Raw genomic sequence first — 14,278 nt, forward strand, 5'->3', positions numbered from 1 at the left:
TGTTGCACCTGCTTTTTTAGTCCTTAAAGGAGCAAAATGATGAAAAAGATACTGAAAGGTCTTGTTAAATACCTTGCTTTAACTGTTTTGTTAGCCTGTTTTCTGCCACTTTCTTTGCAACGCGTTCAAGCTGACGAGGATGAGGTAGAGTATAGTCTACCTTCCTATGTTGGTCACCTTTCTATACATGATGATGGTAATGCGACGTTTACTCAGGAAGTGACTTATGATTTTGATAGTGACTATAAAGGTCAGTATGTAACCTTGGGGAAAATTGGTGGTTATTCTATTATGGATGATCCCAAGGTTTCAGCAACCGTAAATGGGAAAGAAAAAACAGATATTACAGTTGAAAAAACAGACTCTTATGATGGTGTTAAACTCAAAGTTTATAATTCAGGTTCAGATGGTGATAGGGTTGTCCTCAAAGTTACTTGGCAAATCCAACAGTTGTTGAATCTATATTCAGATATTGCAGTTTTAAATTGGTTTCCAATCTCTGATTGGGATAAAGGATTTGGACAGGTTGATTTCACAGTTGATGGTCTAGATGCAAGTCAAGGAGAACTTTACGCCCACACTGGCTATTTTGGAAAAGACCCACAGGTTAAACGTACTGCTACAGGTTATCAGGTTCATGTAGACAATTTACCATCATCAGGTAAATTGGAATTACATGCCTACTGGCCAATGACCAGTGCTTTACGGGAAAATAATCAGGCTTATTTATTACATAAGACAAATGAGGCAGAGTTTTTTAAAAAAGAAAGAGATATCAAAAAGTCTAAAGAAAACTACCGACGCATTTTTTATGTCATTTTGCCACTTGTAATTTTAAGCTTTGTTCTTATTGGTATTTTCTGTTACCTTATTGTTCTTTATAGCACTAGAACGCCTTCTTTCCCTCGAGCTGCACGTCTTTATGAAGCCCCTCAAGATTTAGCACCTTTGGTCTTAGCTAAGAATGTTTATAATCAGTCTTTCGATAAAACAGGGCTAAAAGAAGAAACGGGTCCTTTGAAGTTCAAATATATGGTGCAAGCTACCATCCTCGATTTGATTGATAGAGGTTATCTCACTTTTAGGCGAGAAGGTGATAGTAATATTCTGACACGTATTGAAAAGGAAGGTCTCTCTTCGTTTGAAGGGGCATTCTTAGATATGTTGTTTGATGGTCGCATGGAAATTAGAGATAGTGAAATGTTCTCGCGCTATTATCTTGATAAAGATGCTCTAGAAAAACAATTCAAGAGTGCTAGAACAAGCTATGAGCGAGAAACTATTCGTTCTCAGGGAAAACGTGTCAAATATCAATTCTCTAATGACGGCTATCAAGTAGCCAAAGGCGTTGAAAAAGAGGAGTTTGCGCTAGGACTTCCTAAAATTTATAGAGATTTTAGTGCGAAAGAAAAGACATTTAACATATTGGGAGTAGCAGCTTTGGCACTTTCAATGATGCTTTGTATACTTTCAACTTTGTTCTTATTTGCTGCCTTTGGATCAGGACTAGGTTTTTACTATATTCTTGGTCTCCTACCTATAGCAGGACTTACCGTTTTATTCTGGTTCTTGGTGAAAAGACGTCGTCAGAGATGTCTTGATGCAACTCAAATTTCAACCTATTACCAGTGGCATAGCTTTAAAAATATGATTCAGAGTATTCCTAGCTTTAAAGAGTCAGAATTAGAATCTGTCATCCTATGGAATCGTATCTTGGTTTATGCGACACTCTATGGACAGGCGAAAAAAGTTAGTGATGTGCTAAAACGATACAACATTCACCTCAGTAATCCATCTCTAGATGAGTTTACTTATTCTGCGACACCATTTATTATGCTGAATAATGTCAATTATCTAGAATCTTATGTTTCTGCCTCAGATACCGTAAGTAGCTTTTCTATCAATTCAAATAGTGGTAGTGGCGGCTTTGGAGGCGGTGGCTTCTCTGGTGGTGGCGGAGGAGGCGGTGGTGGCGCCTTCTAAGCTACGCTAGTTGGAGTTTACTATCAATAGAGACACTCAGTCTATATGATCTTGGGTGTCTTTTTGTTTGGCGAATAATTCCTTTCATTCTAAACTGTTAGGAATTTTTAGTGAGAAGAGATATAAAGTAACAAAAAAAGAGCCAGTGGCTCTTTTTAAATATAATCTTAATAACCAGGTTCAAAGATTTCAATAATTTGAGTCAGATAACCTGCATGTAAACCGATGCGATAGTCAACATTTGGCAAACTCTTTACTAAATCATTCAGTTCTTTATCTTTGCTAACCTTATCAGCCAAAACTGGTAATTCAACAACAAGGAGTTGTGAGTGATCTAGTTGAAGGTAACTACTATTGACCTTGACATCAGGACGAAGTAGTTTAAATATCGCTCTTTCCGAAGCTTGGAGCAGTTGATATAAATCGAGGTCAGATAAAGGAATCTCACCAAACTGAGGACTGATGTTTATAGCAATATCAATATGAGCAGCTCGCATTTCTAAAATGCGGTTAGAGAGGAAACTAGATATTATTGGATTGCTAAGCCTATCCAAGTTTTCTTGAGTCTCTGGATTACCAATGCTAGCATTGTCCGTTTTATAAATCTCAAGTAGACTAGTAGCTTTGGCAGTATCTTCATTTTCCAAGGCAAGAGAAACCTCCTTGAGATTTTTCTTGAATAAGTCGAAGGACGTTTGCTTTTGCATAATAATCTGGATAAAGGATTTGCTATAGTTAGTCATAGTACCCAACAATTTATGACGTTCTTTGTTCAGTCTATCGATAGATTGTTGGTGGACAGCCTGGTTCCAATTGTAAAAATCCCATAGTAGTAGGGCAATATAGAGAACTAAGATAACAGAACTATTAGGACTGACCTTGAAAACTATTTCAAATAAATTTTTAGGGTCATTTGCTGTTGGAAGAATACTGTTAAGACCATGGATGACAGTAAAGAAGACATAATAGACAGCTAGGAAGGCAGTGCTTCGTAACCAGTTACGTCTAGCCCAAGCTTCGTCAAGACTACTCATCTGATTTAGGTCTACGGCGAAGATTTTAAGCATTAGGTAAATGATTAATGGTGCTAGGATGTAGGTCAAGATATGTAAGTTAGTGTTGAGAGTAATATCACCTTTGATATGTAAGACGTGAGGGATAATGACAATTGAAAGTAGTCGTGTTGCCATATCAAAAAGGATAGTTGGATAAAAAGCGTAAAGCAATCGATGATAGAAAGAACGCTCTTTGACAAGGGCCAAATCGGCAACAAGGAAGAAAAGCGGGTCCACAACGATTTTTACGAGACTAAAATAGGACGCTGCAGCTACATAGGACAAAAATAGAAGTAAAAGGTGTCCTTGTAGTGGCTTAATCTTAGACATAATCTGGTAGAGGTACCAAATAGAAATGAAACTAATGGCCTGTAAGAGAGGATTGATAATATTAGTAATCATTGTAACCTCCTTTAGTCATGTCAATCTCAATTTGTAAGCGATAAATCCCAGCACGTGTATTTGAAACAATGTTAACGTTTGGATAAGTAGATAGAATAGTATTGACGCGTTTTAGTTCAGGGTCAGAGAAATCAGATGTAATAGCTGAATCTTCTTTAGTGCTTGAACTTTCAACGACAAAGTGTTGACTATCCTCATCCTTAAAATAAGCATAGCTAAGGTATTTCTGTTCACTATCTTGTGCTTGGTCAATGACATGATCCAAGATAGTTGATAGGACATATACCCAGTCTAAAGGATAAATAGGATAGACGGTAATAGGTTCTGGGACCTCCATACTAACCCAAACATCCAGTTCTTTTGCCTTTAGAAATTTAGCTTCAAAGAGTACCTGTAAATCTGGCAGTTTAATATTTTCTAGTTTGTCTCGATAAAAATGATCAATCTTCTTATCTAGCGGATTCGGTGTCAGCAAGTAGTCAATTAACTCCTGAGCTTCCTCATTTTGTTGAAAACGGATGATATCGTAGAGGTTTTCAGCTTCGTCTTTGATGAAGAGCTCTTGGCTAGTCTTTTTTTGGTACCAGGTATTGATGTTCTGACTTGATTTTTGAAGAAGGAGAGAATGTTCCTCTTGGGCTGCTTGTGTTTGAGCATTGAGGTCTTTTCTATAGAGTTTAACCTGCTTAGATAGAATCAGAGCCGTAATGATAAGAAAGGCAATGGTAAAGTGAATGTCTGTTGAAACGAGTTCAGAAGCAAAGTAAATAAAGGCTAAGCTACAAAGAGCGACAGACGTTGACCTGTACCATGGTCTTGCTTTATCAATTTGCATCATTCGAGAGTAGTCCACCTGAAGAAGGGCACTTTGTGCAAACCAAAGTAAAAAAGCAAGAAAGAGAATAAAGGGACCAGCAAAATAGTAATCCAAGACTGCAGGGAAAAAAATTGGAATAATCAGGAAAATGACCAATCTTACCGTTAAGGCAAAGGTGAAAGGTATGAAGAAAGTCTCCAAAATGGTATGTCTTAGATTTTTGTAGGATTTGGCAGCTAGAAAGAGTACAAGTGCAATAAAACCGGATTTTGGATAAAACATGCCAAAATAACTAGAGGCAAAAATTGCTATACCAGCTAAAATAATAATCCAGTATCTAAGCGGCCTTTGCGTGGTCACCTTGAAGATAATAATTTGTAAAATAAAAGCTATACATGCCGTAAGCCCGTGAATTATGACATCACTCAATATCAAATATTCTCCTATTCGGGTAAAATCTATATAATCACATCATTATACCATATCGCAAACAAAAAGAGCATACGAATTGCCTATAAGTGATAAAGATGTAAGGCTTTTCATTTTTCAAGCATATTTCTTGCCCATTAAGTTTTTTTAACCTATCCTAGATGTATAGTAAAATTTCGATAGAGGAGATCGATATGGTAAAACTTTCTAAAGAGACACATCTTGAGATGTTCACTAAAATGGAACGTATTCGTGAATTTGATTCACGTATTAATAAATTGGTTCGTCGTGGTTTTGTTCAAGGAATGACTCACTTTTCAGTTGGTGAGGAAGCAGCCAACGTTGGGGCTGTTCAACACTTGAGCTATGACGATATCTTCTTTTCAAATCACCGTGGTCACGGACAATCTATTGCCCAAGACATGGATTTGAATAAAATGATGGCGGAGCTTGCAGGAAAGGCGACAGGTGTTTCTAAGGGCCGTGGTGGTTCTATGCACTTGGCTGACTTTGAAAAAGGTAACTACGGAACTAACGGTATTGTTGGTGGTGGTTATGCTCTTGCCGTAGGTGCAGCTCTCACTCAGCAATACAAAGAAACAGGAAACATTGTTGTGGCCTTTTCAGGAGATGGTGCAACTAATGAAGGCTCATTCCATGAGTCAGTCAATATGGCAGCTACTTGGAAATTGCCGGTTATCTTCTTTATCATCAATAACCGTTATGGTATCTCAATGGATATTCATAAAGCTACAAACACACCTCACCTTTATACACGTGCGGAAGCTTATGGTATTCCTGGTTTCTACTGTGAAGATGGTAACGATGTTTTGGCTGTATACGAAACAATGGGCAAGGCTGTTGAGCATGTCCGTGGTGGCAACGGTCCCGCTATCGTTGAGGTAGAATCTTACCGTTGGTTTGGTCACTCAACTGCTGATGCAGGTGTTTACCGTACTAAGGAAGAAGTTGACGAGTGGAAGAACAATAACGACCCAATTATTAAATACCGTAACTATCTCGTTTCTGAAAATATCGCAAGCGCTGAAGAGTTAGATGCTATCCAAAGCCAAGTTAAGGCAGAAGTTGATGCAGCTTATGAGTTCGCCCAAAATAGCCCAGATCCAGAACTTTCAGTTGCCTTTGAAGATGTATGGGTAGACTAAAGAGAAAGGTTGAGGAATACAAGTATGAGTGAAACAAAAATGATGGCCTTGCGTGAGGCAGTAAACCTTGCTATGAGCGAGGAGATGCGTAAAGACGAAAACATCTTCCTTATGGGTGAAGATGTCGGTATCTATGGTGGTGACTTCGGTACATCAGTTGGGATGTTAGCAGAATTTGGTGAAAAACGTGTTAAAGATACACCAATTTCAGAGGCAGCTATCGCTGGTGCAGCTGTTGGATCTGCCATCACAGGTCTTCGTCCAATCGTTGACTTGACTTTCATGGACTTCATCACGATTGCCCTTGATGCTATCGTTAATAATGGTGCAAAAAACAACTACATGTTTGGTGGTGGTTTGAAGACTCCTGTAACTTTCCGTGTAGCTTCTGGTTCAGGGATTGGATCTGCGGCACAGCACTCACAATCTCTTGAGTCATGGTTGACTCACATTCCAGGGATTAAAGTGGTTGCTCCAGGTAATGCTAACGACGCTAAAGGTCTTTTAAAATCTGCTATTCAGGACAATAACATTGTTATCTTCATGGAACCAAAAGCACTTTACGGTAAGAAAGAGGAAGTGACTCAAGATCCTGATTTCTACATTCCACTTGGAAAAGGTGAAATCAAGCGTGAAGGGACTGACCTTACTATTGTCACATATGGTCGTATGTTGGAACGTGTTCTTAAGGCTGCTAAAGAAGTGGCTGAACAAGGTATTAACGTTGAGGTCGTTGACCCACGTACGCTTATCCCACTTGATAAGGAATTGATTTTCGAGTCAGTTAAGAAGACTGGTAAACTGATGTTGGTCAATGATGCATATAAGACTGGTGGATTCATCGGTGAGATTGCTGCTATGGTTACTGAAAGTGAAGCATTTGATTACCTTGACCACCCAATTGTACGTTTGGCAAGTGAAGATGTGCCTGTACCTTATGCGCGTGTCTTGGAACAAGCGGTTCTTCCAGATGTTGAAAAGATTAAGGCTGCTATTATCAAGATGGCCAATAAAGGAAACTAACTTTCTAGCGACGGTTAAGTGATATGTCTCGCTAGTAAAATGTGTTTCTTGATTTAACTGTGAGAGTATCGGAAAATATAATTTAAAGTAGAAAGGAGGGGGCGTTAAAGCGTTTGAGTTGATTTGAACTCAAACGAAATGCTTCGGAATTTAGATAGTTTTATTTGTGTGCAAGCACACTAAATGTAAAACTCCTAAAACTCTGTCGCATTTTAGCGTTCTTAGTATCATAAAATATGGCTTTTGAGATTATTATGCCAAAGCTTGGTGTGGACATGCAGGAAGGCGAAATCATCGAGTGGAAGAAACAAGAGGGTGATGTGGTTAATGAGGGGGATATCCTTCTTGAAATCATGTCAGATAAAACGAACATGGAACTTGAAGCAGAAGATTCTGGTGTTCTATTGAAGATTACCCGTCAGGCTGGTGAAACTGTACCAGTTACTGAGGTTATTGGTTATATTGGAGCAGAGGGTGAAGTTGTGGCCGATAATGCTGCGAGCGCACCAGCTACAGAAGCTGCTCCGCAAGTTGAAGAAGTTGCTACTGTGGAAGCACCTGTAGTGGCAGCACAAGCCAAAGCCCCTGTCGTACACGAAGGTGGCAAAGTACGTGCAACACCTAAAGCACGTAAAGTAGCGCGTGAGTTGGGGATTGACCTCGCTCAAGTTTCAGGAACTGGAGCAAAAGGTCGTGTTCATGCTGATGACGTTGAGGACTTTAAGGGTGCTCAACCTAAGGCAACTCCGTTGGCACGTAAGATTGCAGCGGACCTTGGTATTGATTTAGCTAGCGTATCTGGAACAGGCTTTGGTGGTAAGATTACCAAGGAAGATGTCCTTGTAATCAGTGCCCCAGCCCAAGTTAAGGAAGCTGCAGCTGCACCTGTGGTTGAAGCTAAGCCAGAAAAAGTCTTGCCAGAAGGTGTGGAAGTTATTCCAATGTCTGCTATGCGTAAGGCTATTTCTAAGGGAATGACGCACTCTTACTTAACTGCGCCAACCTTTACCCTTAACTACGATGTGGACATGACTAACCTTATGGCTCTTCGTAAGCAAGTCCTTGATCCAATCATGAATAAGACTGGCATGAAGGTGACCTTCACTGATTTGATTGGTTTGGCAGTTGTGCGTACCCTTATGAAAGAGGAACACCGTTACCTCAATGCATCCTTGATTGATGATGCGCAAAATATCGAATTACACAAATTTGTTAATCTCGGTATTGCCGTTGGTCTCGATGATGGCTTGATTGTACCGGTCGTTCATGGTGCAGATAAGATGAGTTTGTCTGACTTTGTGGTGGCCTCTAAGGATGTCATCAAAAAAGCTCAGGCTGGTAAATTGAAAGCGGCAGAAATGTCAGGTTCTACTTTCTCTATCACTAACTTGGGAATGTTCGGAACCAAGTCATTCAATCCAATCATTAATCAACCAAACTCAGCCATTCTTGGTGTTTCAGCAACTATTCAGACACCGGTTGTTGTTGATGGTGAAGTTGTCGTACGTCCAATCATGGGTCTATGCTTGACTATTGACCACCGTATTGTAGATGGTATGAATGGTGCTAAATTCATGGTTGATTTAAAACATTTGATTGAAAATCCAATGGAATTGTTGATTTAAGTAAAAAAATATCTGAAAACTGAAGTTTTAAAATAGAAAGGAGAGGGCGTTAAAGCGTTTGAGTTGATTTGAACTCGAACGAAATGCTTCGGAATTTAGATAGTTTTACTTGTGTGCAAGCACACTAACGTAAAACTCCTAAAATTCTGTCGCATTTTAGCGTTCTTAGTATCATAAAATATGGCTTTTGAGATTATTATGCCTAAGCTCGGTGTGGACATGCAGGAAGGCGAAATCATCGAGTGGAAGAAACAAGAGGGTGATGTGGTTAATGAGGGAGATATCCTTCTTGAAATCATGTCAGATAAAACGAACATGGAACTTGAAGCAGAAGATTCTGGTGTTCTTTTGAAGATTACCCGTCAGGCTGGTGAAACAGTACCAGTTACTGAGGTTATTGGTTATATTGGAGCAGAGGGTGAAGTTGTGGCTGATAATGCAGCCAGTGCACCTGTTGCAGAAGCAACTGCTCAATTAGAATCTGCTGGTCTTGAAGTTCCTAAAGCTCCTGCCCAAGCTGCTCCAGCAGCTGCTGCAGAAAAAGCACCGCTTGCTGACAATGAGTACGATATTATCGTTGTTGGTGGTGGTCCTGCTGGTTACTATTCTGCCATTCGTGGTGCACAACTTGGTGGTAAGGTTGCCATCGTTGAAAAATCTGAATTTGGTGGAACATGTTTGAATAAAGGATGTATCCCAACTAAGACCTATCTTAAAAATGCAGAAATCCTTGATGGACTTAAGATTGCTGCAGGTCGTGGTATTAACCTAGCGTCAACAAACTACACTATCGATATGGATAAGACAGTTGACTTTAAGAACTCTGTTGTTAAGACTCTTACTGGTGGTGTTCAAGGTCTTTTGAAGGCTAACAAGGTCACTATTTTTAACGGTCTTGGTCAAGTTAATCCAGATAAGACAGTTACTATTGGTTCAGAAACAATCAAGGGACGTAATATCATCCTTGCGACTGGATCAAAAGTATCTCGTATCAATATTCCTGGTATTGAGTCACAACTTGTGATGACATCAGATGATATCCTTGACTTGCGTGAATTGCCTAAATCACTTGCTGTTATGGGTGGTGGTGTCGTTGGTATCGAACTTGGTCTTGTTTATGCTTCATACGGTGTAGAAGTAACTGTTGTTGAGATGGCTGACCGCATTATTCCTGCTATGGATAAAGAAGTGTCACTTGAACTTCAAAAAATCCTTGCTAAGAAGGGTATGAAGATCATGACTTCTGTTGGTGTTTCTGAAATTGTTGAAGCCAACAACCAATTGACCCTTAAACTTAATAATGGTGAAGAGATTGTAGCTGATCGCGCCCTTCTTTCAATCGGTCGTGTTCCTCAGTTGGATGGTCTTGAAAATCTTAACCTTGAATTAGACCGTGGTCGTATCAAAGTGAATGCTTATCAAGAAACATCAATCCCTGGTATCTATGCACCGGGTGATGTAAACGGAACTAAGATGCTTGCTCACGCTGCTTACCGTATGGGTGAAGTTGCAGCTGAAAATGCTATGCATGGTAACGTTCGTAAGGCTCACCTTGACTACACACCAGCTGCTGTATACACACACCCAGAAGTCGCAATGTGTGGTCTTACTGAAGAAGATGCACGCGCTAAATATGGTGATGTCCTCATTGGTAAATCAAGCTTTGCTGGTAATGGACGTGCTATTGCTTCAAACGAAGCTCAAGGTTTTGTTAAAGTCGTTGCAGATGCGAAGTACCATGAAATCCTTGGTGTTCATATCATTGGACCGGCTGCAGCTGAATTGATTAACGAAGCGTCAACAATTATGGAAAATGAATTGACTGTAGATGAGCTCTTGCAATCTATCCACGGTCACCCAACCTTCTCTGAAAACATGTACGAAGCCTTTGCTGACGTACTTGGAGAAGCAATCCATAACCCACCAAAGCGTAAATAATACGGATAAAATTCTCGGACAGATGTTCGAGGATTTTTCTTTTGTCGCAAATTTTCATCTTTAGATAAATCTCGTAAATTTCTTTGCATTTTTTGTGTTAAGTACGAATAGTTAGTTAAAGGGTTTTCAAATAAGATAAGTCGCTATTTTAGTAGCGTTTATAATTTTATAATATTTCTATTTTATTTAGAAAATTTTTAATAACGCCCTTTCCACGAGAGTTTTTCTGTGGTAAAATGGTTCAAGTATTACAAATGCAAAAGGAAAGTTAAATGCGAACAAAAGATTTTATCTACTATGCTAGTGCGGCTGTTCTCTTGGCTGTAACTACTCAGGTTGCTCAAGCAGACGAAGTGGCAACACAAACGCCTTCTATTACTGAAGGGAATCAGTATCAACCTGCGACAGCGGCTGAGATTTTTGGTGGTGAAGCAGCCTTACCTGTAACTCCTAGTTCAACGGTTTCAGCACCCGCAGCTTCGAGTGAAGTGGCAAAAGCTAGTGCTCCAGTGGTATCTACGTCTCCTGCTTCACAGAGTTCCGAGGCTGCAACGGCAACTGCATCAACATCTGTAGCTAACTCAACAACGATTGTTACGTCTACATCAGCAGTGACTTCAAACGCTAGCTCTGAGAGTGTGACCGCTTCTGCACATTCAACAGCTTCTGAAGCCCCTAACAGCGCTGTTGCCACACCTGCTAAATTAACGAATTCTACGGATGTTCCTTCGCCAACTCTTAAGGTGCAACCGAAGACTTTTATCGATGTCAGCAGCCATAATGGTGAAATCAGTGTAGATGACTATCGTGCTCTTGCACGCCAAGGTGTTGGTGGTGTCGTTGTTAAGTTGACTGAGGATACTTGGTACAACAACCCTAAAGCACCATCACAAGTTCGCAATGCTCAAATTGCCGGTCTTCAAGTATCTACCTATCATTTTTCTCGATACACAACAGAGGAAGAAGCACGTGCCGAGGCTCGTTTCTACATTCAAGCTGCACAAAATCTTAACCTTCCAAAGAGCACTGTTATGGTTAACGATTTCGAAGACTCTAAGATGCTTCCAAATATCAACCATAACACTCAAGCTTGGGTTAACGAAATGCGTAAGCATGGATACAACAACTTGATGTTCTACACAAGTGCCAGCTGGTTGGATGAGAATAATCTAGGCTACCGTGGACCTGTCTCAACCTCTCAATTTGGTATCGAAAATTTCTGGGTCGCACAGTACCCATCATCAACTCTTACAGCTACAAGCGCTAAAAACATGCGTTACAATGCTAAAACTGGTGCTTGGCAGTTTACAGCAACTGCTAATATCCTGCCAGGTAAACATGTCTTCGACCACAGCGTGGATTATACAGGACGTTTCACAGCTAATGCTAGTGCTGAGGTTGATGCAACTCAAGGCAATTTGAGTGGAACCATTTCTATTGTCAACAATAATCCAACTGTTGGTAGCTTTGATGTTGTCATCTCTAATGTCAAAGCACCAAATGGTGTTGAAACAGTCTCTGTCCCAATTTGGTCAGAAATTAATGGTCAAGATGACATTATCTGGTATACGGCTAACCGTCAAAATAATGGAACTTATACAGTAAACGTTAAGGCTTCAGCTCATAAAAACTCGACAGGGCTTTATAATATCCACCTTTATTATGTTCAAAAAGATGGTCAATTGACGGGTGTTGGTGGAACAACTACGCAAGTCTTCATTGGTAAGACACCTGAGCAGTTGAAACCTAAAGCAAGTTTTGCTATTGAAAACAATAATGCTAAGGCTGGAACTTTTGACGCCGTTATCACCAATATCTCAGCACCACTAGGTGTTAAAGAAGTTTTGGTGCCATCATGGAGTCTTGAAAATGGCCAAGACGACCTTATTTGGCATAAGGCGACTAAGCAAACTGATGGCAGCTACCGTGTAACCATTAAGGCAAGTGAGCATAAGGGCACTAAAGGAAATTACCGTGCCGATGCTTATATCGTGGATAACTCTAACAATCGCCATTATATTGCTGAAAAAGTAGTGGCTGTTGATTATGCTCGACCAAGTGGTGTCCTTACGATTGAAAACAACAATACTGCAGCAGGTACTTTTGATGCAGTTGTTCGTAACATTGTTGCTCCTACAGGTTTGAAAGAAGTTCTTGTTCCTTCATGGAGTTTAGCTGGTGGTCAAGACGACCTTATCTGGCATAAGGCAACTCGTCAAGCCGATGGTTCTTACCGAGTGACTATCAAAGCAACGGATCATAAGAATTCAACTGGTAAGTACCGTGCCGATGCCTACCTTGTAGATGACTCTAACAAACGTTTCTACCTTACTGAAAAAGTGGTAGAAGTTTCTCAAACTCGTCCTAGTGCAAGCCTCTTTATTGAAAATAATAATGCTGATTTAGGTACTTTTGACGCTGTTATCCGCAATATCGTAGCACCAAATGGGGTTAAGGAAGTTTTAGTTCCTTCATGGAGTCTCGTTAATGGACAGGATGATCTCGTTTGGCACAAGGCTAGTCGCCAATCTGATGGTAGCTACCGTGTCACTATTAAGGCTAGTGAGCATAAAAATTCACTAGGAAATTACCGTGCTGACGTTTACATCGTAGATAATGCCAACCAACGTCATTATGTCACTGAAACCATTGTAGACGTAAAACATAATAAGCCAGTCGGTACTATTTCAGTTGTTAATAACAATAATGATACTGGTACTTTTGATGTCATTATCAGTGATGTCTATGGTTCTAAAGGTGTTCGTACTGTTCAAGTACCTATTTGGTCTGAAAAAGATGGTCAAGATGACATTCGTTGGTATGAAGCCACACGTCAAGCTAATGGCACTTATACGGTAAATGTTCAAGCTACTAACCACAAAAATTCAACAGGTTTGTACAATATTCATTTGTACTACATTTTAAATGATGGGTCACAAGTTGGTGTAGGAGGGACAACGACAACAGTTGAATTCCGTAATGCTAAGACTAAAACGCAAACCTATATCACTAATGTTAATTCAGAAGCAGGTAGTTTTACAGTTGTAGTTGATCAAGCGCCACAAGGACGTCAGATTAAGAATATTCGTGTAGCTGTATGGTCAGAAAGTAACCAAGGAAACCTTTCTTGGTACAATACAGCACCTACTGGAACACATACTGAAATCAATGTATCGACTGTTAATCATAAGAATCTCATAGGTAACTATACGACTCACGTTTATGTAGATTATGTAGACAATACTGTAGACGGATTTAACCTTGGTGAGACAGCTCTTGCTCCACGTAATCGTCGTGTTGAACCTCAGACGACTTATTATTCTCAACGTGACCCTCGTTGGGCTTCTAAGTGGTATGGTGTCAGCAATATGGATCAATCTGGCTGTGTTCCAACATCACTTGCCATGACTTTTACAGATATCTTGGGAACTGTCATTGCACCAACGACAGTTGCGGATTATTTGTACTACAATACAAATTCATTTAACAAAACATCAGTCGCTGGTACTGATGCAGATGGTATTGTATTAGCAAGTAAAAATTGGGGTCTGAAGAGCAACGTACTTTCAAGTATTGCTAACATTGCCTCAGCTTTGATGTCAGGGCAACACGTTTTGGCGGCAGTAGGAGCAAGTCAATTTATCAATTATCCTTACACGCATGAAATCGTACTTCATGGCTATGATAATGGTAAAACATATGTTCGTGATCCATTTAACGCCAATAACAATGGATGGTATTCATTGGATTACATTCATGGTGTTCAGAGTAGAGATTCAATGGATACTAAGCTTGGTGCACCATTCTTCTCTGTCTTTGCTTAATCTATCAATCAAAGGT

General features: G+C 40.0%; 8 protein-coding genes. 6 read left to right on the forward strand and 2 right to left on the reverse strand.

Going from position 1 to position 14,278, the window contains the following annotated elements; translation table 11 throughout:
* Positions 1–39 precede the first annotated feature (39 nt).
* Positions 40–1,983, forward strand: a complete 1,944-nt coding sequence (locus tag H7U02_RS04330; protein WP_110981293.1) for a DUF2207 domain-containing protein — start codon at positions 40–42, stop codon at positions 1,981–1,983.
* Between the two features lie 167 nt (positions 1,984–2,150).
* Here the strand turns inward: H7U02_RS04330 and H7U02_RS04335 are convergent, their stop codons facing one another.
* Positions 2,151–3,440: a hypothetical protein gene (locus H7U02_RS04335; protein ID WP_110981382.1), complete on the reverse strand. Its 1,290-nt coding sequence runs from the start codon at positions 3,438–3,440 to the stop codon at positions 2,151–2,153.
* Complete coding sequence (locus H7U02_RS04340; RefSeq protein ID WP_195950588.1) at positions 3,430–4,686, reverse strand: hypothetical protein; 1,257 nt, start codon at positions 4,684–4,686, stop codon at positions 3,430–3,432. Before H7U02_RS04340 ends, H7U02_RS04335 begins: the two co-directional genes overlap by 11 nt.
* A 194-nt stretch (positions 4,687–4,880) precedes the next feature.
* On the opposite strand from H7U02_RS04340, the gene H7U02_RS04345 reads away from it, so the two are divergent.
* From H7U02_RS04345 to H7U02_RS04365, 5 genes are all read left to right on the forward strand, one after another.
* Complete coding sequence (locus H7U02_RS04345) at positions 4,881–5,852, forward strand: thiamine pyrophosphate-dependent dehydrogenase E1 component subunit alpha (RefSeq protein ID WP_037597784.1); 972 nt, start codon at positions 4,881–4,883, stop codon at positions 5,850–5,852.
* A gap of 24 nt (positions 5,853–5,876) precedes the next feature.
* Complete coding sequence (locus tag H7U02_RS04350; RefSeq protein WP_110981384.1) at positions 5,877–6,875, forward strand: alpha-ketoacid dehydrogenase subunit beta; 999 nt, start codon at positions 5,877–5,879, stop codon at positions 6,873–6,875.
* 236 nt (positions 6,876–7,111) lie between these two features.
* Positions 7,112–8,500 (forward strand): dihydrolipoamide acetyltransferase, encoded by a 1,389-nt coding sequence (locus tag H7U02_RS04355; protein ID WP_110981385.1) that lies wholly within the window; start codon positions 7,112–7,114, stop codon positions 8,498–8,500.
* Positions 8,501–8,680: 180 nt separating this feature from the next.
* Positions 8,681–10,438, forward strand: coding sequence for a dihydrolipoyl dehydrogenase (gene lpdA, locus H7U02_RS04360; protein ID WP_110981386.1), 1,758 nt, complete (start codon positions 8,681–8,683; stop codon positions 10,436–10,438).
* 272 nt (positions 10,439–10,710) lie between these two features.
* Positions 10,711–14,262, forward strand: a complete 3,552-nt coding sequence (locus H7U02_RS04365; RefSeq protein WP_110981387.1) for a GBS Bsp-like repeat-containing protein — start codon at positions 10,711–10,713, stop codon at positions 14,260–14,262.
* Positions 14,263–14,278: the final 16 nt, after the last annotated feature.

The sequence above is a fragment of the Streptococcus sp. 3.1 genome (genome assembly GCF_016648915.1).
Classification (GTDB): Bacteria; Bacillota; Bacilli; order Lactobacillales; family Streptococcaceae; genus Streptococcus; species Streptococcus salivarius_E.